Origin of the sequence: Bradyrhizobium sp. CCBAU 25360 (genome assembly GCF_028128695.1) — a bacterium.
Taxonomy (GTDB): domain Bacteria; phylum Pseudomonadota; class Alphaproteobacteria; order Rhizobiales; family Xanthobacteraceae; genus Bradyrhizobium; species Bradyrhizobium ottawaense.
Genome location: NZ_LBJA01000042.1, coordinates 162363 through 182485, shown reverse-complemented (window position 1 = coordinate 182485; position 20123 = coordinate 162363). Strand labels below are relative to the sequence as shown.

Genomic DNA, 20123 nt, shown 5'->3' with positions numbered 1-20123 from the left:
ATAATTGGCTCCGAAAAATCAGGCCGCCGTTTGTGTATTCTTGCATCCGACTTCGTCGGCGCAGCACTCCGAGGCCAGGAAATCCACCAAGCCCCGCATCGCGTCAAAGTTTGCGTGGCAGATCAGGGTCGTCGATTCCCTGACCTGGCTGACCAGCCCGACCGCAACCAGGGTCTTGATGTGATGCGACAGCGTCGAGGCCGGAATCTTCAGCTTGTCCTGCAGGCGGCCAACGGGCATGCCCGAATGCCCGGCCCGAACCAGGGCCCGGTAGATTTGAAGCCGGGTTTGATTGCCCAGGGCCTCCAGACGTGCTGCTGCGTCGGCGATCTTCATGGTGCCAGGCTGCGCTCGTTCACGCCGGCTGTCAAACCATATTTCTAGAATATTCGAATTATGTTCTGACCGGCATGAATCAGATTCAGATTGACGGCCCCACTTGACGGCCCCACAACATTTCCATAAATCTGGATATATGGAAAACGAAGAAGCCGTCCTCGCCCTCGCCGCACTGGCCCAACCGACCCGCCTGGAGGCATTCCGGACGCTGGTCAGGCACGAGCCCGAAGGCCTTGCAGCGGGCGAGCTCGCCCGCCTGCTGGAAGTTCCCCAGAACACGCTGTCGGCGCATTTGGCGATCCTGACCCGGGCACGCCTCGTCTCCTCCGAGCGGCACAGCCGCTCGATCGTCTACCGCGCCAATCTCGGCGAATTCCGCGACGTCACGCTCTTCCTGCTGCGCGATTGCTGCGGCGGACGGCCGGAGGTCTGCGATCCCGTCGTCGAGACACTGCAAGCCTGCTGCTCGCCAAAACGGAAGGAGCGAAGCCGTGCCTGACCAAATCTACAATGTGCTGTTTCTGTGCACCGGCAATTCGGCGCGATCCATCCTGGCCGAGTCGATCCTTTGGAAAGACGGCGCCGGCCGCTTTCGGGCCTTCTCCGCCGGCAGCGCGCCAAAGGGCGCGGTGCATCCGCTTGCGCTGCGCACGCTTGAGAGCACGGACTACCCTGTCGACGGGCTACGCTCGAAAAGCTGGCTGGAATTCGCGAGCGCCGATGCGCCCGTGATGGATTTCGTCTTCACCGTTTGTGACAACGCGGCCGGAGAAGCCTGCCCGATCTGGCCGGGCCAGCCGATGACGGCGCATTGGGGCATTGAGGACCCTGCCGCGGCCGAAGGTTCCGAGCTGGAGAAGCAGGCGGCGTTCGTCACTGCGTTCCGATATCTCAAGAACCGGATCGACACCTTCGTGAACTTGCCGCTGAGGAGCATCGACAAGCTGTCGCTCGGCACCAGGCTGCGCGAGATCGGCCGCTCCGACGGCGCGACGTCAGGCAGAAGCGACGTGGCGTGACAATGAGCATCTTCGAACGATACCTCACTCTGTGGGTTGCACTGTGCATCGTCGTCGGCGTCGCACTGGGACACGTCATGCCCGGTTTCTTCGGCGCGATCGCAGCCGCCGAGGTCGCCAAGGTCAACCTGCCGGTGGCGGTGCTGATCTGGCTGATGATCGTGCCCATGCTGCTGAAGATCGACTTCGGCGCGTTGGGCGAGGTGCGGAAGCATTGGCGCGGCGTCGGCGTCACCCTTTTCATCAATTGGGCCGTAAAACCGTTCTCGATGGCGCTGCTGGGCTCTTTCTTCATCGGCCACCTCTTCGCACCGTGGCTGCCGTCCGGCCAGATCTCGTCCTACATCGCCGGCTTGATCCTGCTGGCGGCGGCGCCTTGCACCGCGATGGTGTTCGTGTGGTCCAATTTGTGCGAGGGGGAGCCTCACTACACGCTGAGCCAGGTCGCCCTGAACGACGTGATCATGGTGTTCCTGTTCGCGCCGCTGGTGGGACTGCTGCTTGGCGTGGCCTCGATCAGTGTCCCCTGGGGCACGCTGCTGCTCTCCGTTCTGCTCTATATCGTGGTTCCCGTAATCGTTGCTCAGCTGTGGCGCAAGGTGCTGCTGCGCGGAGGCGACGACGGCTTCAACCGCGCCATGCGGATGCTGCAGCCTGTGTCGCTAGTTGCGCTCCTCGCCACATTGGTGCTGCTGTTCGGCTTCCAGGGCGAGCAGATCGTCCGGCAGCCACTCGTCATTGCCATCCTTGCCGTGCCGATTCTGGTGCAGGTTTATTTCAATGCGGGCCTCGCCTATTGGCTGAGCCGGCGGTTCGGCGTGGCCTGGTGCGTTGCGGCTCCGGCCGCTCTCATCGGCGCGAGCAACTTCTTCGAGCTGGCGGTCGCCGCCGCGATCAGCTTGTTCGGCCTCGACTCCGGCGCTGCGCTGGCGACCGTGGTCGGCGTTCTCGTCGAGGTCCCGGTGATGCTGTCCGTCGTCCGCATCGTCAAGGCGACAAGGGGCTGGTACGAGGCCGGCGCTGGCAAAGTCCCGACGGCCTTGGAAGCCCACCGGTGAGGCATGGAGACCGACCATGAGCGTCACGATCTACCACAACCCCGACTGCGGCACCTCGCGCAACACGCTGGCGATGATCCGGCAGAGCGGCGCCGAGCCCGTCGTCATCGAATATCTGAAGACGCCGCCGTCCCGCGAGAAGCTGCTCGAGCTCGTCAAGGCTATGGGCATTTCCGTCCGCGCGCTGCTGCGCGAGAAGGGCACGCCGTTTCGCAATCTCGGCCTCGATGATCCCAAATGGACCGATGACGAGCTGATCGATCAGATGCTCGCGCATCCCATCCTGATCAACCGCCCGATCGTGGTGACGGCGAAGGGCACGCGATTGTGCCGGCCCTCGGAAGCGGTCATCGATCTGCTGGATCATCCGGTCGGCCGGTTCGTGAAGGAAGACGGCGAAGTGGTCGGAGCGCGCTGAGCCGGCTCCGATGGCAGCAGCTGTCAGGCGACAGTAGGACGCAACTTCAAATCGCTTGCAGCGTTGAAGCCGCACCTCTCGAGAGCTATCGATCGGCAAGATCGATCCATCGGGAGGAACGCATGAGCACCATCACCGGCGGCTGTCACTGCGGCGCAATCCGTTACGAGGTCGAGGGCGACGCGATCGTGCATGCGCTGTGCCACTGCCGCGACTGCCGGCTTCACGCCGGCGCTCCGGTCGTCGGCTGGACGATGTATCCGGAGAGCGCACTCAAGGTGACCAAGGGCGAGCCCAAGATCTACAATTCCTCGGAACACGGCCGGCGGCACTTTTGCGGCCATTGCGGCACCGGCCTGTTCTATATCAATGCCGACATGCTGCCGGGGGTCATCGACATCCAGAGTGCGACTTACGATGATCCCGAGGTCGTGCCGGCGACGATGCACATCCAGGTCGCCGAGCGGCTTCGCTGGATGGAGCATGCGCACGAACTGCCGGCGTTCGAGCGCTATCCTCCCCAGCCGTAGCGGCGAGAGGCGATGCCGGCACAGCTCCGCATCAGCTCCTCGTGCTGGCCGTCTTGTCCAGCGCGGCACGCAGGCCATTCGCCAGCTTGACCGCGTCGTCGTTGGCCCAGAAATGCATGAAGAACAGCCGCGGCTGCTCGTCCAGCATGTGGCTGTGCAGCGCCGTCACCTCGATGCCGTGCGTGCGCAGCGCCACGATGACCGGGTTCACCTCGTCGCTGGTCAGGACGAAATCGCCGATGATGGCGGCCTTGCCTCCTCCGGTCGGCTGGAAGTTGATGGCGATCGCAACGCCCATCGCACCGACGGGGGTCAGCAGCATGCCGTCCTCCGTGATCGGGTCGCGCCGCTTGACGTTGAACTGGTAGACGCCGCCGTTGGCCTGCCCCTTGACGCCGATGACCTGATCGAGCTTGGCGGTGTCGAGGTCGATGGCAGGCGGCGGGCCCGCCGGCGCCGCGACCGTCAAGGGAGTCTTGCTTTCGGCCAGCGCATCGTGGATCGCCGAGGCCAGCTTGACGGGATCGCCGTGTCCGGCGACGTGCATGTAAAACGTCGCCGGGCTCGCGCGCAGCAGATGATTGTGCACGGCGGTGATCTCCAGACCGCTCGCGATCATCTTCGCCATCACGGGATTGATCTCGGTCTCGAGGAGCACGAGATCGCCCATAACCATGGCACCGCCATGCGCGGGCTTGAACGCGAGCCAGCCGCCGAGCGCCAGCGCCGGCTTGATCGTCACCCCGTCCAGGGTCACGGTGAGATCGGTGCGGGGAAAGCCGTAGCGGTGGACATCGTCCGCAACGGCGGGCTTGCGGCCCAGCGTCTCGTCAACCTTATTCCAATCGAGATCCTGCGCATGAGCGCCCGCGATGAGGCAGGCACTGACGCCGATCAGCGCCGAGATGGTCTTTCGCATTGCTCTGCTCCTCAAGCTGGATTCAGCCGTCAGCGTCTCACTTCTGCTCCTTGATCTGGCCGGCACTGTCGACGACGAGCCGCACGTCCTTGCCGTTCTTCACGGCTTTTGCGGTCGTGCCCTCGGCGGTCGATTTGATGTCGCTGACCTGCGTGTAGCCGGCCGCCTGGATTTTGGCGACGACCTCCTCTCGTGTCAGAGCGCGTGCGCTCGACAGCCCGCTGGCGATCGCCAGAAAGAGGATTGTGTGAAAGATGACCTTTGTCCGCATGACATTCTCCTGGCGTCTCCTGCCCCAGGTGAAGTCGTTTTCGGCGCGGCGCGACGAGACGACGCCAACGCGCTTCGGCGCCGCCGCCGCGCACGAATGGAAAATTACGATTTGTCTGATGAGATTGGGAAACGATGACATGCTGCGCCCTTGGTGATCAGGACGCGATGCTTGGGCATGTCGCCTCGCGGGGAGATCGCAAATCCCCGTCACGTCGAATAGAAACCCGGGTGGCCCAGCTGTCAACACGCGCATGGCCGAGGCGCGTCACGAAGAGTTCACTCGGAACGGAACCGCACCAACCGGCATCTTGAAACGACCGGACGATCTCATTAGGGTTGGTCACGTGGGGACGAAGCAGACTCCCCGTGAGACCCCGGTCCAAGCTCTGCGCAGCACGCCATTCGTGGAGCTTGCGCATGGACACCGAACGACACCCTTCCCCCCGCCAAACACTGGCCATCCTCTCACGCGGCGATGCCGCCGCGTGCCGCGACACGACGGCGCAAAACAGCCGCTTCGTCCGCGTCTTCGAGGCCCTCGCCGCCCTCGGCATCGACGCGCACCCCGTGATCTACGACGAAAGCTTTGCCGACGCAGTCCGCGACCAATTGCTCGCGGCTGACGGCGTGCTGGTCTGGGTCGATCCGATCCACCAGGGCAAGACGCGCGCCGAGCTCGATCCCCTGCTGCGCGACGTCGCGGCGCAGGGACCGTGGGTGAGCGCCCATCCCGACGTGATCCTGAAGATGGGCGTCAAGGAGGTGCTCTACCGCACGCGTCACCTCGGCTGGGGCGCCGACACGCATCGCTATGACAGCGCCGCGGCGTTCCGCGCCGAATTTCCCTCGCGCCTTCGCGCGCACGGCCCTCGCGTGCTCAAGCAAAATCGCGGCAATGGCGGCCAGGGCGTCTGGAAGGTCGAAGCGCTTCCGCACACGAACGAGACGGTTCGTGTACTCCATGCCCAGCGCGGGAGCCGGCCCGAGGACATCAGGTTCGACGAGCTGGTGGCGCGCTGCGAGCCGTATTTCGGATGGGGCGGCTGCATCATCGACCAGGCGTTTCAACCTCGCCTGCCCGACGGGATGATCCGCTGCTACATGAGCGGCGCGAGGGTCGCGGGCTTTGGGCACCAAGTGATCAAGGCCCTGATCCCGCCGCCGCCGGAAGGCCCCGACGCGCCCGAGGCGCAACCGGGGCCGCGCATCATGCACGGGCCTGATGCTCCGCCGTTCCAGGCGCTGCGAAGGTCGATGGAGGACGAATGGACGCCGCAGATGATGGAAACGCTCGGTATCGATGAATTGTCACTGCCGGTGATCTGGGATGCGGATTTCCTGTACGGGCCGCCGGATGCGGCGGGCGCCGACACCTACGTGCTGTGCGAGATCAACGCGAGCTCCTGCTTTGCGATCCCCGAGGAAGCGCCGGCGGCGATCGCACGAACGGTGACGCACCGCCTGCTGCGGAGCCAGGAGGCACGGTCCGGCTGAGAGCCGGACGACGTCTCGCGATCCTATTCGGCGGCTTGCGGAGCGCGCATGCCGTTCTCCGTTTCAACGGCAGGCTGGTCGGCGAGCGCCGGTTGCTCGCCATCAGGCAGCCCCCGCCCCTTCACCAGCCCGAAGATCGCCGGGATCACGATCAGCGTCAGCAATGTCGACGAGATCATCCCGCCGATCATCGGCAGCGCGATGCGCTGCATGATTTCGGATCCCGCGCCGGTGCTCCACATGATCGGCAGCAGGCCCGCCATGATGGCGACCACCGTCATCATCTTGGGCCGGACGCGCTCGACCGCGCCCACCATGATGGCGTCATGGAGATCGCGCCGGGTGAAGACCCCGCCCTCGGCGTCGCGCCTCGCCTTCATCTCGGCCAGCGCGTGATCGAGGTAGATCAGCATCACGACCCCGGTCTCGGCAGCAACGCCGGCGAGCGCGATGAAGCCGACGGCGACCGCGACGGACAGGTTGAAGCCAAACCACCACATCATCCAGATGCCGCCGACCAGCGCGAAAGGCAGCGACAGCATCACGATCAGCGTCTCGGTCAGCGCCCTGAAGTTCAGGTAGAGCAGCAGGAAGATGATCGTGAGCGTGACGGGCACGACGATCTTGAGGCGCGCCGCCGCGCGCTGGAGATATTCGTACTGGCCGCTCCAGACGACATAGGTGCCGGCGGGAAACTGGATGCTCTCCGTCACCGCGCGTTGCGCGTCCGCGACGTAGCTGCCGATGTCGCGATCGCGGATGTCGACATAGATGTAGGTCGCCAGCTGGCCGTTCTCGGTCCGGATCGAGGTCGGCCCCCGCGCCGGCTCGACCTTGGCGACCTCGCCGAGCGGCACGGCGCCGCCCGCCGGCATCGGCACCAGGATATCGCTCGCGATCGCCTTGGGATTGTCGCGCAGGTCACGCGGATAGCGCATGTTCACCGTGAAGCGCTGGCGGCCTTCCACGGTCGTCGTGACCGTCTGGCCGCCGAGCGCGGCCGCGATGGTGTCCTGAACGTCCTGGATCAGGATGCCGTAGCGCGCGAGCGCCTCGCGGTCCGGGACGATCTCGAGATAGTAGCCGCCGATACCGCGCTCGGCGTAGGCCGACGACGTGCCCGGGACAGTCTTGATCACCCGCTCGACCTGCCGCGCCAGCCGGTCGATCTCGACGAGGTCGGTGCCCATGACCTTGACGCCGACAGGCGTGCGGATGCCCGTCGACAACATGTCGATGCGGGCCTTGATCGGCATGGTCCAGGCGTTCGAGACGCCGGGGAACTGCAGCGCCTTGTCCATCTCCGCGATCAGGCTGTCGAGGGTGACACCGGGACGCCACTGCTCTTTCGGCTTCAGATTGACCACCGTCTCGAACATTTCGGTCGGTGCCGGATCGGTCGCGGTCGCCGCCCGTCCCGCCTTGCCGTAGACGGAGGCGACCTCGGGGAACGACTTGATGATGCGATCCTGCGTCTGCATCAACTCGGCCGCCTTGGTCACGGAGATGCCGGGCAGCGTCGTCGGCATGTAGAGCAACGTGCCCTCGTTCAGCGCCGGCATGAACTCGGTGCCGAGCTGCCGCGCCGGCCATGTCGTGACGGCGAGGATTGCGAGGCAGGCCAGGATCACCAGCGTCCTGGCGCGAAGCACGCCCTTGATCACGGGCCGGTAGATCCAGATCAGGAAACGATTGATGACATTCCGGCTCTCCGGGACGATCCGGCCGCGGACGAAGATCACCATCAGCGCCGGCACCAGCGTGACGGACAAGAGGGCAGCGGCGGCCATCGAGAAGGTCTTGGTGAACGCCAGCGGGCTGAACAGCCGCCCCTCCTGCGATTCCAGCGTGAAGATCGGCATGAACGACACGGTGATGATCAGCAGGCTGAAGAACAGCGCAGGCCCCACTTCGGAGGCGGCATCGATCAGGATCTGCACGCGCGATTGGCCGGGCTCGGCGCGTTCGAGGTGCTTGTGGGCATTCTCGATCATGACGATCGCGGCATCGACCATGGCGCCGATCGCAATCGCGATGCCACCTAAGCTCATGATGTTGGAGCCGAGGCCGAGCAGCTTCATGGCGCCGAATGCCATCAGCACGCCGACCGGCAGCATCAGGATCGCGACCAGCGCGCTGCGGACGTGCAGCAGGAACACGATGCAGACCAGCGCGACGACGATGCTCTCCTCGAACAGCGTGTGCTTGAGCGTGTCGATGGCCGCGTAGATCAGGTTCGAGCGATCGTAGACCGGGACGATCTCGACCGATGCCGGCAGGCTGCTCGCGATCTCCTTGAAGCGCTTCTTGACGTTCTCGATGACGTCGAGCGCGTTGACGCCGAAGCGCTGCAGCACGATGCCGCTGGCGACTTCGCCCTCGCCGTTCAGCTCGGTGATGCCCCTGCGCTCGTCCGGTCCGAGCTCGACATTGGCGACGTCGCGGAGCAGCACCGGCGTTCCGCCGGAGGTCTTCAGCACGATGTTGCCGAGATCGTTGATGCTCTTGATATAGCCCTTGCCGCGGATGACGTATTCGAACTCGGCGAGCTCGACGGTGCGCCCGCCGACATCGGCGTTGCTGGCGCGGATCGCCTCACGAATTTTTTGCATGCTGATGCCGCGATCGCGCATCCGCTGCGGGTCGAGCACCACGTTGTACTGCTTGACGAAGCCGCCGATGCTGGCGACCTCGGCGACGCCTTCGGCCTTGGCCAGCGCGAACTTCAGATTCCAGTCCTGGATCGTGCGGGTGTCCGCCAGGTTCAATTCCTTCGACAGGACCGCATACTGGTAGACCCAGCCGACGCCGGTGGCGTCGGGACCGATGGTCGGGGTGACGCCGGCAGGAAGCCGCGAAGCCGCGCCGTTCAAAAATTCCAGGACGCGCGAGCGCGCCCAATAGATGTCGGTGCCGTCCTCGAAGATCACGTAGACGAACGAGGCGCCGAAGAAGGAGAAGCCGCGCACGACTTTCGATTTCGGCACGGTCAGCATCGCCGTCGTCAAGGGATAGGTGACCTGGTCCTCGATCACCTGCGGCGCCTGGCCGGGATATTCGGTGTAGACGATGACCTGGGTGTCGGAGAGATCAGGGATCGCATCCAGCGGCAGGTGGATCAGCGCATAGAGACCGGCGGCGGCCGCAAAACCGGTGCCGAACAGCACCAGCAGCAGATTGCGCGCCGACCAGGCGATGATGCGGGCGATCATTTGCGCTCTCCCGCCGCATGGCCCGCATCGGACGCCTGAGGCGCTCCTTCCGCAAAACCCTTGAGCGCGGCCTTCAGATTGCTTTCCGCATCGATCAGGAAGGTGGCGGATGTGACCACCGCCTCGCCGTCGGCAAGCCCGTCCCGCACCTCGATGTAGCCGCCGCCACGCCGGCCGAGCTTCACCTCGCGCGGCTCGAAGCGCCCTTTCCCCTTGTCCACGAGGACGGCCTGCCGCGTGCCGGTGTCGAGCACCGCGCTATCCTGGATCGCCAGCACGGGCGCGGCGTCGGCCGTGTCGATCTCGGCATCGACATACATGTCCGGCAGCAGCGCCGCATCGGGATTGGCAAGCTCGATCCGGACGCGAACCGTCCTCGTGTCGCGGTTCACCTGCGGATAGACGATTGCGATCTTGCCGCTGAAGATGCGGCCGGCAAAGCTCCGCGCGCGCACCGCCACGGACTGCCCCACCGCGATATGACCGAGATCGCGTTCGGCGATATCGACGAGGGCCCAGACGACCGAGGTATCCGCAATCCGGAACAGCACGTCGCCGGGATTGGCGCGCATGCCTTCGATCGCGTTGCGCTCGAGCACGATGCCGTCGCGCGGCGCCGACCAATGGATGGTGACGGGCGCGCGGCGCGTCTTCTCCATCTCGGCGATGACCTGCTCGGGCACGTCGAGATTGACCAGCCGTTGCCGCGAGCCGCGGCCATACATCTCGACGCCGCCCACCGTCTTGGAGGTGATCGTCGCAAGATATTCCGCCGCGGCGGACGCAACCGCCGAACTGTAGATCTCCATCAGCGGCTGGCCCGCCTTCACACGCGTGCCGGTGGTGACGTCGGCGACCTTCTGCACGAAGCTTTCGGCGCGCATCGCGATGACAGAGACGCGGCGCTCGTCGAGCTGGATCGTGCCGGGTGCCTTGACCGTGACGCGGATCGTCCGTCGTTCGACCGGCTCGGACTTCACGCCGGTGCGCTGGATCTTGCCCGGCGAGAGCTTGACCGTGCCGTCGTCGGCCTCGTCGCCTTCGTAGACGGGGACGTAGTTCATCCCCATCGGGTCCTTCTTCGGCACCGGCGAGGTGTCGGGCAGGCCCATGGGGTTGCGGTAGTACAGGATTTTTCGCGAGGAAGTCGCCTGCGGTGGCTTTGGTGCCGTCGCAGGCGCCTGACCGTCTTCATAGACCGGCAGATAATCCCGGCCACGGTCGTCCTGCTTCGGACTAGCGGACCAGAGTGGCGCGCCGCTGGGGTCACGATAGTAGAGCGGAGTTCGGTCCGCTTGAGCTGCAGCCGGGGTCGCCTCGGCATGAGCGGACCAGCGTCCGTGCGAGGACCAGTATGCGCCCACGGCCAGGCCACCGGCCAGCGCGAGAAGTGTCAGGAGACGCAGCGTCTTCATGGTGTGTCTTCGCGCGCTTGGCACGCGTCCATGTGAGGGGAAGGAGAAAATTCGGACGCCGCAAGCAGCGTCCGCACGCTCACTTGGTCGCCGTGACGATCACCTTGCCGGTGACGGTCTCGGACTCGCCCTGCACTTTCGCCGACAGCGTCACCTGATAGCGGCCGGCCATCGGCAGGTCCGTCCGGAAGGCGTAGACGCCCGGCTCCTGCGACGGAAGCGGCGCGACCGCCGATTCCATCTCGGCCATCCCGTCCGGGGCCATGTCGACGCGGGTCTTGAAGATGACGGCGTCCGCCACCGGCTTGCCGGTTTGCTTGTTGGTCAGGCGAATCGAGAGCGTGACGTCGTCGCCCTTCTTCATTTGCGCAGTGACGGGCTCGAAGGCGTAGTCACTGGGGCCCGCCATCGCGGCGGAGGCGGCAAGCGAAAGGGTGGCGGCGAGCGCCGCGGTGCTGAATTTGGAAAGCATTGTCCTGTCCTCATGATCTGATTTTTCGCCGTGGCGCATGAAGCGCGCACGTCAGTTGTCGTCGCGCGCAAACGTGCTGCGCGCGTTCGGCTGTTGCGAGATCAGATTCGAGGAGGTCGGAAGGGAGGACTGCTGCCGCGGACGGAGACGACCTGATCCTCGGGGATGGCGATCGTGCTCACCGCTACGGCGAAATGCCCGAAGACGACGGGCCTGATGGCATCGAGCGCGATGGTGCCGCCGACGCAGCAGAAACCCATCCCGCATTTGTAGCCGATAGTCTGGGAGGGCGTCCCCTTCATGTCGGGGCAGCAATCGTCCATCGCCATCCCGGCGTCGCTGCCCATCTGCATGGTCGCCGGCATATCGTCCGACGACATGGCAAGCCCGGATGCGGACGCGCCAACGGGCAGCATCGCCAGGGATATGGCGATTGCGAATGCCAGGATGGTACGGACGAGGCGCATCTTTATCGAGTTACCTTATCAAGGTCGCAGCGTAACTCTCGTAGCATATCCCAGTGCCGGTGGCGCTTGTTGATCCGGATCAAGCATTCGTGACCAGGGGCCGGCCGGTACCGACCCTGCCGCCGGCCCGGGTCAGATCTTCGGGATCTTCGCGCGCTCGACCACGCCGGTCCATTTGGCGATCTCGGTCTCGATCAGCTTCTTCATCTCCTCCGGCGAGCTGCCGCGGACCTCGCCGCCGACGGCGGTCTCCAGACGCTGCCTGAGCTCGGGATCCCCGAGTGCGTCCAGCGTCGCGGCATTGAGCGCGGCGATGATGGCGGACGGCGTTCCCTTGGGCGCCAGCAGGCCAGCCCAGGTGCGCACGTCGTAGCCCTTGATGCCGGCTTCCTGCACGGTCGGGACATCGGGCAGCAACGCAGTGCGCGTCGGCGAGGTCACCGCCAGGCCACGGATCGCGCCGCTCTGGATCTGCGGGGCCAGCAGCACGGGCGTGCCGACGATGACGGGAACGTCGCCACCGAGCAGCGCGGTGGTGGACTGCGAATCGCCGCGATACGGCACGTGCACGATCTCGATGCCGGCTGTGGCGTTGAGCAATTCTCCCGCAAGATGATGCGTGCTGCCGAAGCCGACCGATCCGAAGCTGAGTGAACCCGGCTTGGCCTTGGCCATGGCGATGAGCTCACCCAGCGATTTTGCGGGATAGTCGCTGCGCACGGCGATGACGAGCGCGTAGTAGACCAGCGTCGAAATCATCTCGAAGCTTTCGGCCGGCTGATAGGCGAGACTCTTGTAGGTCGCCGCGGAAATCGCGTGCGCACCGGTGACGAGGCCGAGCGTATAACCGTCGGGCGCCGCCTTGGCGACCGCATCCGCCGCGATGTTGCCGCCGGCGCCCGGCTTGGCCTCGACGATGATCGGCTGCCCGAGCTTCTTCGACAGCCCGTCGGCGATGATTCGCGACAGCGTGTCGGCGGCGCCGCCGGCGGCAAAGCCATGCAGCAGGCGGATCGGACGCAACGGATAATTGTCCGCCCATGCCGGGGTCACCAGACAACCACCGAACAGAAAAATGGCCGCAGCAAGCCGCTTCATCCCTCGCATGGATGCTCTCCCTCAATTGTTATGTCGTTGGCCACAGCGCGTGCGGCGTCTTCAAGTCATGATCGCGCTAACGCGCGAACTCCGTGCATTCAGGCGACGGCGGCATACCCCAGACGTCACGCGGCAGCCCGACCCATATCTTCGGCCGCTGCGGGCGATCGCGATGCCAGGGACGCGGCTCGAAATAGCCGAGCTCCTCGTCCACCATCCGGTCGAGGTCATGAAACAACTCGACCAGATGCCCATCGGGATTGCGGTGATAGATCGCCGTGTTGTGCCCGGGGCCGTGACGCACCGGTCCCCAAAGCACCGGGAGCTTGTGACGCGCGAGATGGTCGCAGGCCCGATGCATGTGGTCGGGGCCCCGCAGTTCGAACGCAAAATGATGCAGACCGCGGCCAGGCGCGAGCGCAAAATTCAACGTGTGATGCTCGAAGCCGCTGCGCATGAAGACGAAGCGGTCCTCAATCCAGTCGGATACCCGCAGGCCCATCACCTTCGCGTAAAACTCCGAAGCGGCCTTGGGATCGGGCGTGCGAAGGGCGACATGGCCGAGCTTGGCGACAGCGAGGCCACCGATCCGCTCCTGCGCGGGCGTGGGCGTCCAGCTCTGGATCAGCTCGAAGCGCGTGCCCTCTGGATCCGTGAACGACAGCAGCCGGGACACGCCCGGCAGGGGATCGCTCCGAAGCTCGGGCCGTAAGTCCGCCTGCTTCAGCGCGGCGCCCAGCGCCTCGATCTGGACCTCCGGGGAGATCTCAAAGGCGATGCTGCTCAGTGCGGCATCGCCGGGCTCGATCACGAGCGAGAGCTGCTCGGAATCGCTGGCGAGGAAAATGCGGTCTCCGTCGCGGGCAACGAGGCCAAGTCCGATCACGCCGCGATAATAGTCGAGCAGCCGCTCCGGATCGGGCGAGGTGAAGGTCGCGTGTCGCAGCCGGGTGAAGCGTGCAATGGGTGCTTGTGTCATCGTGCGGTCCATCCCCTCATGGAATCATGATGATCTTGCCGAGCGCGGAGCCCTGCTCCAGCAACGTATGCGCCTTGCTGACTTCGTCGAGCCTCAGTACCGCCGAGATCGCCGGCTTGATCGCATTGCGGCTCAAGGCCTCGATCACGCTGCGCATCACGCCACGGCGTCCGTCACGATCGTGGTCGTAGATGTGGAAGGAGAAGCAGCGGATCGCCGGACAGATGTCGAGATGATCGCGCATCGCCGCCATCAGATTTTTTTCCGGCAAACCGGCGAAGGCGTTGTAGGACAGCAGCGTGCCCCATTTGCCGAGCGCGCCGAGATAAGAGGTGAACTCGGGCCCGCAGACGTGATCGAGCACGAGGCCGACGCCCTCGCCATCCGTCAGCTCGCGGGTGCGCGCCACGACATCCTCGCTCCGGTAGAAGATGACGTGATCGGCGCCGTTCGCCCTGGCGAACGCGGCCTTCTCTTCAGTCGAGACCGTGCCGATGACGGTCATCCCGGCAAGCTTGGCCAGCTGCACCAGCGCCGTGCCGACGCCGCCGGCAGCTCCAATCACCAGCGCGCTTGCGGGCGCGCGCGGATGGCGGCACTCGTGCAGCAGTGCGTAAGCGACCTGGTAGTTCGACAAGCACACGGCCGCTTGCAGATCGACATTGTCCGGCAGCGCGTGAACGGCATCCGCGGGCGCGACCACGACGTCGGCATAGCAGCCGCCGCGCTGGGACAGATCGCGCGCGCTCAGCAGCACCTTCTGGCCGATGGCAAAGCCCTCGACGCCGGACCCGAGCGCGGAAATGCGCCCCGCGACGTCGTTGCCGGGATTGGCCGGCAGCGGCGGCATCCATTTGTAGACGCCGCGCCGGATCAGCACGTCGGGTTGACCGACCCCGAACGCCTCGGCCCGGATTTGAACATGGCCGGCTCCGGGCAGAGGCACCGGAAGCTCGACCAATTCGAGTGCATCCGGCCCACCCGGCTGACGCACCAGCACCGCCCTCATGACTTCACGCGCTCCCTGGGACCATATTTTCGAAAATCATACCGTTTACGAAAATTATTGCAAGATGGTCGTTAGCGCGGCATGTTGAGGCATCGATTCAGCGACAGGTCCCATGCCCGAGAGCGCCGTCCGCCCCCGCAAGGAATTCGGCAAGACCATCGCCGCCGACATCACGCATCGGCTGCGCGAGGAGATCATTGCCTGCGCCCTTCCGCCCGGCGAGCCGCTGCGCTTCGACGTGCTGCGCGAACGCTTCGGCGCCAGTTTTACCACGCTGCGCGAGGCGCTGACCGCGCTCGCCGCCGAAGGCCTGGTCGATGCCCAGGAGCAGCGCGGCTTTCGCGTGGCGCCGGTCAGCCGCCAGGATCTGGTGGAGGTCACCGATGCAAGGGTGCTGATCGAGGTGGAATTGATCCGCCGCTCGATCGAGCGGGGCGATGACGATTGGGAAATCGCCGTGATCTCCACACTGCACCGATTGAAGCGGATCGAGCAGCGCGATCCCGAGCATCCCCTGCGCGATCCCGAGTGGAAGATCGCGCATCGCCAGTTCCACCAGGCCCTGGTCTCCGCCTGCGGCTCGGCGACGCTGCTCGCCATTCGCGCCGAGCTGTTCGACCGTGCCGAACGCTACCGGCATCTCTCCGCCAATTTCAGGCCGCGCCCGCGCGACAAGGCCGGCGAGCACCAGGCGATCATGCAGGCCGCCATCTCGCGCAACGCGGATCTCGCCGTGCAGTTGATCGAGACCCATATCCGCTCGACCTCCGACAACGTCGCCAAATACGCCGGCCATCTGCTCGACGCCGAATAGGCGACCTGCATTTTCACGCGGCGGGCTTGCGCCCGGCCTAATTTTCGAAAACAATACATCAGATCGAAAATCGAAATCGTTAGGGCGAAATCATGAAGCTGCTGTCGTTCTTGGATGGAAATCGGGAAAGCTGGGGCGCCGTTGTCGAAAACCGCGTGGTGGATCTGGGCCGCGCCCTGCCCCAGTACCCCACGCTCGCGGACTTTCTCGGCAGCGATGACTACGCCAAGCGCGAGGCGATCGTCGCCGGGCACAAGCCCACGTTGGCGCTGAGCGACATCAAATACCTGCCGGTGATCCCGCGGCCCGAGAAGATCGTCTGCGCCGTGCGCAATTATCTCGACCACCACAACGAAGCCGTGGCGTTCGGCATGAAGCGCGAGATCACGGAATTTCCGCCGATCTTCCTTCGGGTCTGGCGTTCCCAGGTTGCGCACAACGCGCCGGTGATCCGGCCGAAGGTCTCGGACAATTTCGATTGGGAGGGCGAGCTCGCCGTCGTCATCGGCAAGGGCGGCCGTCATATCAGCCAGACTGATGCATGGAATCATGTCGCGGGCTATTCGATCTACAACGACGTCAGCGTGCGCGACTGGCAGCGCCACGCCCAGCAGATCGCCTCCGGCAAGAACTTCGTCGGCACCGGCCCGTTCGGACCGTGGCTGGTCACGCCGGACGAGATCGGCGATCCCACGAAGCTCAAGCTGGAGACGCGCGTCAACGGCGCGACCGTGCAGTCCTCCGACACCTCGATGCTGATCTTCTCGATCCCGCGGCTGATCGAATATTGCTCGACGATCTTCGATCTCGTCCCCGGCGACGTCATCGCCACCGGCACGCCGGCCGGCGTCGGCTTCACCCGCAAGCCGCCGATCTTCCTCAAGCCCGGCGATTTGGTCGAGGTCGAGATCGAGAACATCGGCGTGCTCAGCAATCCCGTCGTGGACGAGGCCTAGCTTCAGCATGTCGTCCTACGATATTCGCAAGACCGCGCTCAGCGTCGAGACCATCTGGCATGAGCGCGGCCCACGGCTGGAGAAGCCGCTGCTGGTCGGAACCGCCGTCGCGGTGATCCGCAATCCTTTCGCCGGCCGCTATGAGCCCGATCTGATGCCGTTCCAGGCGGCCTTGCGTGAGCTCGGGCGCGAGCTCGCTGGCGCGCTGATCGCACAGCTCGGCGGTGCGCCGCGGATCGAAGCCTATGGCAAGGGCATCATCGTCGGCGAAGACGGCGAACTCGAGCATGGCGCCGTCTGGCATGAAGCCGGCGGCCACGGCATGCGCGAGGTGCTGGGTCAACCCAAAGCAATCGTGCCGGCGGCGAAGACCATCGGCGGTCCGGGCACGCGCCTGATGGTGCCGCTCGGCCACATCCATGCCGCCTATGTCCGCAGCCATTTCGGCACCGCGGAGATGACGCTGTGGGACGCGCCACGGCGCGACGAGATCGCCTTCGGCCTCGTGATGGCGACCGGCGGCCGCCCCCACGCCCGCATCGGCGGCCTCAAGGCGTCGGAGATCTCCGTGCATGACGGGCAGCGGTGAGCGCCGCCCGTCTCCGCGTCACAGGAAGCCGGTCGAGATCCACGGGATCGCCGCGACGATCAGCGTGCCGATCAGCAGGGCCACGATATAGCCGACGATCGGCTTGATACCCTCGTCGGGACTGATGCGGCTGATGGCGCAGGCCGCGTAATAGCCGACCCCGAATGGCGGGGCGAACAGGCCGATACCCATCGCGAGCACGACGACCATCGCGTAGTGCACTTCGTGCACGCCGACCTGGCGGGCGATCGGAAACAATAGCGGCCCGAACAGGACGATGGCGGGGATGCCTTCCAGCACGCTGCCCAGAATGACGAAGGCGAGGATCGTCACGCCGAGAAAGACAGGCGTTCCGCCCGGCAGCGCCGTCATGAACTTTGCAAGCGAGGCCGAGAAACCCGATTGCGTCAGAGCCCACGCCATCCCTGTCGCAGCGCCGATGATCAGCAGGATCGCGCCGGACAATGACGCGGTCTCCACCAGCATTGGGTAGAGGCGGCGCCAGGAGAACTGACGATAAATCAGGAGCCCGGTGAGCACCGAGTAGACGATGCCGATGGTCGAAACTTCGGTCGCGGTGGCGACGCCCTCGACCACCGCGGCGCGGATGACGAAGGGCAGCGCCATTGCCGGGATGGCAATGACGAAGGCGCGGCCGATCTCCCTCCCCGTGGCCCGCTTCACATGCGACAGGTCCTCGCCCCGGTATCGCCACCAGACCACGGCGCAGAGACCGATGGCGAGCACGATGCCGGGCAGCAGCCCCCCGGTGAACAACGCCGCGATCGACACGCCCGTCACCGAGCCGATGGTGATCAAGACGAGCGACGGCGGAATGGTCTCGGTCTGGGCCCCGGTCGCCGCGAGCAGCGCCACGAGATCACCGGGCCTGGCGCCGCGCTTGGTCATCTCCGGAAACAGCACCGGCGCCACGGCGGCCATGTCCGCCGCCTTCGAGCCGGAGATGCCCGACACCAGGTACATTGCGCCGACCAGCACATAATGCAGGCCGCCGCGCACGTGGCCGAGCAGGCTGGCGAGAAAGCCGACCATGGCCCGCGCCATGCCGGTCATCTCGATCAGCAGGCCGAGGAACACGAAGAGCGGCACGGCCAGCAGGATCAGATGGCTCATGCCTTCGTCCATGCGACCAATGATGACCGCATCGGGCGTGTTCGTCGTCAGCGCCAGATATCCGACGGTGGCAAGACCGAAGGCAAAGGCGATCGGCACCGCCGCCAGCACCATGGCGCCGACGATGACCACGAAGAAGATCAGCAGGTTGAGATTGCCGAGCGGTTTCAACACCGGCGCGATGAGGACGAGCGCGGCGATGATGCCGGCGACGAGCGCCCCAGCCGCGAGCAGGCTGCGCAGGCTCGAGATGCGGGCGAGCCGCAGGACCGCCGCGACCAGCATCAATCCGATGCCAACGGGTAACGCGGCAGCCCGCCAGCTGTTGACGATTTCGAGCGCCGGGGTCGTGACGAACACCTCGTCGGCCGCGAACTCGTAGGCAGGGTGGACCACCAGCAGCAGGAATGCCAGCGATGCCGCGGCGGCAACGACGTCCAGGAAGGCACGTGCGTCGGGACGGAGCATGCCGATGATGGCCGTCATCCGCATGTGCTCACCGCGCTGGAACGCGATCACCGATCCCAGCATGGCGAGCCACAGGAACAGGATGCCGGCAAGCTCATCCGCCCAGATGATCGGAGCGTGAAAGACATATCGTCCGACGATGCCGGCCGACAAAACGACGATCTCGGCGAGCACCAGGAGCGCCGCCGGGATCGCAACCACATGACCAAGCACCTTGTTGGCCGCGACGGCCCAGCGGTGCACACCGGATTGAGGCGCCGCACCCGCGGCGCCCTGATCGATCCCAGGCATATGGTTGATCGCGGTCATGACAGCTTGCCCGCCGCTTTCTCGAGCTGAGTCCAGGCCTCATCGCCGAACTTGGCCCTCCAGTCGGCGTAAAAGCTGGTCTTCGCCAGGGCCTGGCGGAATGCGCCGCGGTCGACGTCGATGAACTGCATGCCCTTGGCGGTCAGGTCGGCGCGCAAGGACTCGCTGAGCTTGGCGACGTCCGCACGCTCGTCCTTGGCCGAGCGATCCAGCTCGCGTGTCACGATCTGCTGCACATCCTTCGGCAGCTTTTCGAAGGCGCGCTTGTTGCCGAGGATCCAGTAATTGTCCCAGACATGCCCGGTCAGGGAACAGGTCTTCTGCACCTCGTACAGCCGGGCCGTCGCGATGATCGGCAGCGGATTTTCCTGACCGTCGACCACTTTGGTCTGGAGCGCGGAGTAAACCTCGTTGAAATTGATCGGCGCGGGGCCTGCCCCGAGCGCCTGGAACAACGACGTCAGATTGGGAGCGGCCGGCACGCGCAGCTTGAAGTTCTTGAGATCGTCCGGCGTCCTGATCTCGCGGCCGGACGACGTGACGTGGCGGAAGCCGTTATCCCAGGGGCTCGACACCGCCATGATCGGCGTCCGCGCGATCTGCGCGCGGATATAGGCGCCGAGCTCGCCATCCATCGCCTTCCAGACCGCGTCATAGTTCGTGAAGAGAAAGCCGAGGTTGACGATGCCTGCGGCCGGCACCAGCGTCGCGAGGATCAGCGAGGACAGGTTGAAGAACTCGACGCCGCCGTTGCGGACCTGCGTCAACAGGTCGGTATCCGATCCGAGCTGGTTCGCCGGGAACAGATTGATCTCGAGCCGTCCGCTCGTCGCCTCGCGAATGCGGTCGGCAGCTTCCTTGGCGCGGATGTTGACGGGGTGCGTCGGATCCTGCCCCGTCGCAAGCTTGTAGGTGAATTCCGCGGCCGAGGCCGGGCGGGTGAGAATGGCACATAGCGGCACGGCGGCGCCGGCCATGAGCAACTTGCGGCGGCTGAGAGTTATCGGCTTGCGCAAGGTCATCGTTTCCTCCTGTCGAGCATGGATTGGTTGATCTAAAGGCGGCTCTTCACCGTCCGTGTTGCTGCTGGCCGGCTCTCGATGCGCCGGCATTGGACAGCAGCCGTCGTTCTTCGCAGCGGCGCGACGAAG

The 20123-nt window shown here is 65.3% G+C and carries 22 protein-coding genes; 10 read left to right on the top strand and 12 right to left on the bottom strand.

Annotation, left to right across the window (positions count from 1 at the left end):
* Window positions 1-18 precede the first annotated feature (18 nt).
* A complete protein-coding gene (locus XH81_RS25030; protein ID WP_028142981.1) occupies window positions 19-336 on the bottom strand; it encodes an ArsR/SmtB family transcription factor in 318 nt (105 codons plus the stop codon).
* A 139-nt stretch (window positions 337-475) separates the two neighbouring features.
* On the opposite strand from XH81_RS25030, the gene XH81_RS25025 reads away from it, so the two are divergent.
* The 5 genes from XH81_RS25025 (at window position 476) to XH81_RS25005 (ending at window position 3364) form a co-directional block, all read left to right on the top strand.
* Complete coding sequence (locus tag XH81_RS25025; RefSeq protein ID WP_028142980.1) at window positions 476-838, top strand: ArsR/SmtB family transcription factor; 363 nt, start codon at window positions 476-478, stop codon at window positions 836-838.
* Window positions 831-1358, top strand: coding sequence for an arsenate reductase ArsC (locus XH81_RS25020; RefSeq protein ID WP_028142979.1), 528 nt, complete (start codon window positions 831-833; stop codon window positions 1356-1358). The genes XH81_RS25025 and XH81_RS25020 overlap by 8 nt, the downstream gene beginning before the upstream one ends.
* 2 nt (window positions 1359-1360) lie before the next feature.
* Window positions 1361-2416 (top strand): ACR3 family arsenite efflux transporter, encoded by a 1056-nt coding sequence (arsB, locus tag XH81_RS25015; RefSeq protein ID WP_028142978.1) that lies wholly within the window; start codon window positions 1361-1363, stop codon window positions 2414-2416.
* Between the two features lie 16 nt (window positions 2417-2432).
* Window positions 2433-2834: an arsenate reductase (glutaredoxin) gene (gene arsC / locus XH81_RS25010; protein WP_028142977.1), complete on the top strand. Its 402-nt coding sequence runs from the start codon at window positions 2433-2435 to the stop codon at window positions 2832-2834.
* A gap of 122 nt (window positions 2835-2956) precedes the next feature.
* Window positions 2957-3364 (top strand): GFA family protein, encoded by a 408-nt coding sequence (locus tag XH81_RS25005; RefSeq protein WP_028142976.1) that lies wholly within the window; start codon window positions 2957-2959, stop codon window positions 3362-3364.
* 31 nt (window positions 3365-3395) lie between these two features.
* Here the strand turns inward: XH81_RS25005 and XH81_RS25000 are convergent, their stop codons facing one another.
* Window positions 3396-4283, bottom strand: coding sequence for a DUF1259 domain-containing protein (locus XH81_RS25000; protein WP_028142975.1), 888 nt, complete (start codon window positions 4281-4283; stop codon window positions 3396-3398).
* 37 nt (window positions 4284-4320) lie between these two features.
* Window positions 4321-4554, bottom strand: a complete 234-nt coding sequence (locus tag XH81_RS24995; RefSeq protein WP_028142974.1) for a hypothetical protein — start codon at window positions 4552-4554, stop codon at window positions 4321-4323.
* Here XH81_RS24995 and XH81_RS24990 point away from each other — a divergent pair.
* Both XH81_RS24990 and XH81_RS24985 read left to right on the top strand, forming a co-directional pair.
* A complete protein-coding gene (locus XH81_RS24990; RefSeq protein WP_157158374.1) occupies window positions 4538-4711 on the top strand; it encodes a hypothetical protein in 174 nt (57 codons plus the stop codon). The genes XH81_RS24995 and XH81_RS24990 overlap by 17 nt on opposite strands.
* Window positions 4712-4973: 262 nt before the next feature.
* Entirely contained in the window at window positions 4974-6050 is a 1077-nt protein-coding gene (locus tag XH81_RS24985) for a Cj0069 family protein (RefSeq protein WP_028142973.1), read from the top strand.
* A gap of 23 nt (window positions 6051-6073) precedes the next feature.
* On the opposite strand, the gene XH81_RS24980 is transcribed toward XH81_RS24985, so the two are convergent.
* The 7 genes from XH81_RS24980 to XH81_RS24950 form a co-directional block, all read right to left on the bottom strand.
* Window positions 6074-9262 (bottom strand): efflux RND transporter permease subunit, encoded by a 3189-nt coding sequence (locus XH81_RS24980; protein ID WP_028142972.1) that lies wholly within the window; start codon window positions 9260-9262, stop codon window positions 6074-6076.
* A complete protein-coding gene (locus tag XH81_RS24975; protein ID WP_028142971.1) occupies window positions 9259-10677 on the bottom strand; it encodes an efflux RND transporter periplasmic adaptor subunit in 1419 nt (472 codons plus the stop codon). The genes XH81_RS24980 and XH81_RS24975 overlap by 4 nt, the downstream gene beginning before the upstream one ends.
* 79 nt (window positions 10678-10756) lie before the next feature.
* The gene (locus XH81_RS24970; RefSeq protein WP_028142970.1) at window positions 10757-11149 is read right to left on the bottom strand and encodes a FixH family protein; all 393 of its coding nucleotides are present in this window, start codon (window positions 11147-11149) and stop codon (window positions 10757-10759) included.
* Window positions 11150-11250: 101 nt separating this feature from the next.
* Window positions 11251-11616: a hypothetical protein gene (locus XH81_RS24965; RefSeq protein ID WP_028142969.1), complete on the bottom strand. Its 366-nt coding sequence runs from the start codon at window positions 11614-11616 to the stop codon at window positions 11251-11253.
* 132 nt (window positions 11617-11748) lie between these two features.
* Window positions 11749-12723, bottom strand: a complete 975-nt coding sequence (locus XH81_RS24960) for a tripartite tricarboxylate transporter substrate binding protein (RefSeq protein ID WP_028142968.1) — start codon at window positions 12721-12723, stop codon at window positions 11749-11751.
* A gap of 67 nt (window positions 12724-12790) precedes the next feature.
* On the bottom strand, window positions 12791-13693 hold the full coding sequence (locus XH81_RS24955; protein ID WP_028142967.1) for a VOC family protein: 903 nt from the start codon (window positions 13691-13693) through the stop codon (window positions 12791-12793).
* Between the two features lie 16 nt (window positions 13694-13709).
* The gene (locus tag XH81_RS24950; protein ID WP_028142966.1) at window positions 13710-14702 is read right to left on the bottom strand and encodes a zinc-dependent alcohol dehydrogenase family protein; all 993 of its coding nucleotides are present in this window, start codon (window positions 14700-14702) and stop codon (window positions 13710-13712) included.
* Window positions 14703-14814: 112 nt separating this feature from the next.
* Between XH81_RS24950 and XH81_RS24945 the strand changes: the two genes are divergently transcribed.
* From XH81_RS24945 to XH81_RS24935, 3 genes are all read left to right on the top strand, one after another.
* A complete protein-coding gene (locus XH81_RS24945; RefSeq protein WP_028142965.1) occupies window positions 14815-15516 on the top strand; it encodes a GntR family transcriptional regulator in 702 nt (233 codons plus the stop codon).
* A 92-nt stretch (window positions 15517-15608) separates the two neighbouring features.
* Window positions 15609-16472 carry a fumarylacetoacetate hydrolase family protein gene (locus XH81_RS24940; protein ID WP_028142964.1) on the top strand — a complete coding sequence of 288 codons (864 nt, stop codon included), beginning with the start codon at window positions 15609-15611 and terminating at the stop codon, window positions 16470-16472.
* Window positions 16473-16479: 7 nt separating this feature from the next.
* Window positions 16480-17061: an amino acid synthesis family protein gene (locus XH81_RS24935; protein WP_028142963.1), complete on the top strand. Its 582-nt coding sequence runs from the start codon at window positions 16480-16482 to the stop codon at window positions 17059-17061.
* An 18-nt stretch (window positions 17062-17079) separates the two neighbouring features.
* On the opposite strand, the gene XH81_RS24930 is transcribed toward XH81_RS24935, so the two are convergent.
* Both XH81_RS24930 and XH81_RS24925 read right to left on the bottom strand, forming a co-directional pair.
* Complete coding sequence (locus XH81_RS24930; RefSeq protein WP_038974272.1) at window positions 17080-18972, bottom strand: TRAP transporter large permease; 1893 nt, start codon at window positions 18970-18972, stop codon at window positions 17080-17082.
* Entirely contained in the window at window positions 18969-19994 is a 1026-nt protein-coding gene (locus tag XH81_RS24925) for a TRAP transporter substrate-binding protein (RefSeq protein WP_028142961.1), read from the bottom strand. The genes XH81_RS24930 and XH81_RS24925 overlap by 4 nt, the downstream gene beginning before the upstream one ends.
* Between the last annotated feature and the right edge of the window lie 129 nt (window positions 19995-20123).

Excerpts from the sequence above, each read along its gene's own strand:
- XH81_RS24965 (WP_028142969.1), bottom strand. The coding sequence starts at position 11,616 with ATGCGCCTCGTCCGTACCATCCTGGCATTCGCAATCGCCATATCCCTG.
- XH81_RS25030 (WP_028142981.1), bottom strand. The coding sequence starts at position 336 with ATGAAGATCGCCGACGCAGCAGCACGTCTGGAGGCCCTGGGCAATCAA.
- XH81_RS25005 (WP_028142976.1), top strand. The coding sequence starts at position 2,957 with ATGAGCACCATCACCGGCGGCTGTCACTGCGGCGCAATCCGTTACGAG.
- XH81_RS24960 (WP_028142968.1), bottom strand. The coding sequence starts at position 12,723 with ATGCGAGGGATGAAGCGGCTTGCTGCGGCCATTTTTCTGTTCGGTGGT.
- XH81_RS25025 (WP_028142980.1), top strand. The coding sequence starts at position 476 with ATGGAAAACGAAGAAGCCGTCCTCGCCCTCGCCGCACTGGCCCAACCG.
- XH81_RS24995 (WP_028142974.1), bottom strand. The coding sequence starts at position 4,554 with ATGCGGACAAAGGTCATCTTTCACACAATCCTCTTTCTGGCGATCGCC.
- XH81_RS24970 (WP_028142970.1), bottom strand. The coding sequence starts at position 11,149 with ATGCTTTCCAAATTCAGCACCGCGGCGCTCGCCGCCACCCTTTCGCTT.
- XH81_RS24990 (WP_157158374.1), top strand. The coding sequence starts at position 4,538 with ATGACCTTTGTCCGCATGACATTCTCCTGGCGTCTCCTGCCCCAGGTG.
- XH81_RS25000 (WP_028142975.1), bottom strand. The coding sequence starts at position 4,283 with ATGCGAAAGACCATCTCGGCGCTGATCGGCGTCAGTGCCTGCCTCATC.
- XH81_RS24950 (WP_028142966.1), bottom strand. The coding sequence starts at position 14,702 with ATGAGGGCGGTGCTGGTGCGTCAGCCGGGTGGGCCGGATGCACTCGAA.
- XH81_RS24935 (WP_028142963.1), top strand. The coding sequence starts at position 16,480 with ATGTCGTCCTACGATATTCGCAAGACCGCGCTCAGCGTCGAGACCATC.
- XH81_RS24985 (WP_028142973.1), top strand. The coding sequence starts at position 4,974 with ATGGACACCGAACGACACCCTTCCCCCCGCCAAACACTGGCCATCCTC.
- XH81_RS24955 (WP_028142967.1), bottom strand. The coding sequence starts at position 13,693 with ATGACACAAGCACCCATTGCACGCTTCACCCGGCTGCGACACGCGACC.
- XH81_RS24925 (WP_028142961.1), bottom strand. The coding sequence starts at position 19,994 with ATGACCTTGCGCAAGCCGATAACTCTCAGCCGCCGCAAGTTGCTCATG.
- XH81_RS24975 (WP_028142971.1), bottom strand. The coding sequence starts at position 10,677 with ATGAAGACGCTGCGTCTCCTGACACTTCTCGCGCTGGCCGGTGGCCTG.
- XH81_RS24930 (WP_038974272.1), bottom strand. The coding sequence starts at position 18,972 with ATGACCGCGATCAACCATATGCCTGGGATCGATCAGGGCGCCGCGGGT.
- arsB (WP_028142978.1), top strand. The coding sequence starts at position 1,361 with ATGAGCATCTTCGAACGATACCTCACTCTGTGGGTTGCACTGTGCATC.
- XH81_RS24940 (WP_028142964.1), top strand. The coding sequence starts at position 15,609 with ATGAAGCTGCTGTCGTTCTTGGATGGAAATCGGGAAAGCTGGGGCGCC.
- XH81_RS24980 (WP_028142972.1), bottom strand. The coding sequence starts at position 9,262 with ATGATCGCCCGCATCATCGCCTGGTCGGCGCGCAATCTGCTGCTGGTG.
- arsC (WP_028142977.1), top strand. The coding sequence starts at position 2,433 with ATGAGCGTCACGATCTACCACAACCCCGACTGCGGCACCTCGCGCAAC.
- XH81_RS24945 (WP_028142965.1), top strand. The coding sequence starts at position 14,815 with ATGCCCGAGAGCGCCGTCCGCCCCCGCAAGGAATTCGGCAAGACCATC.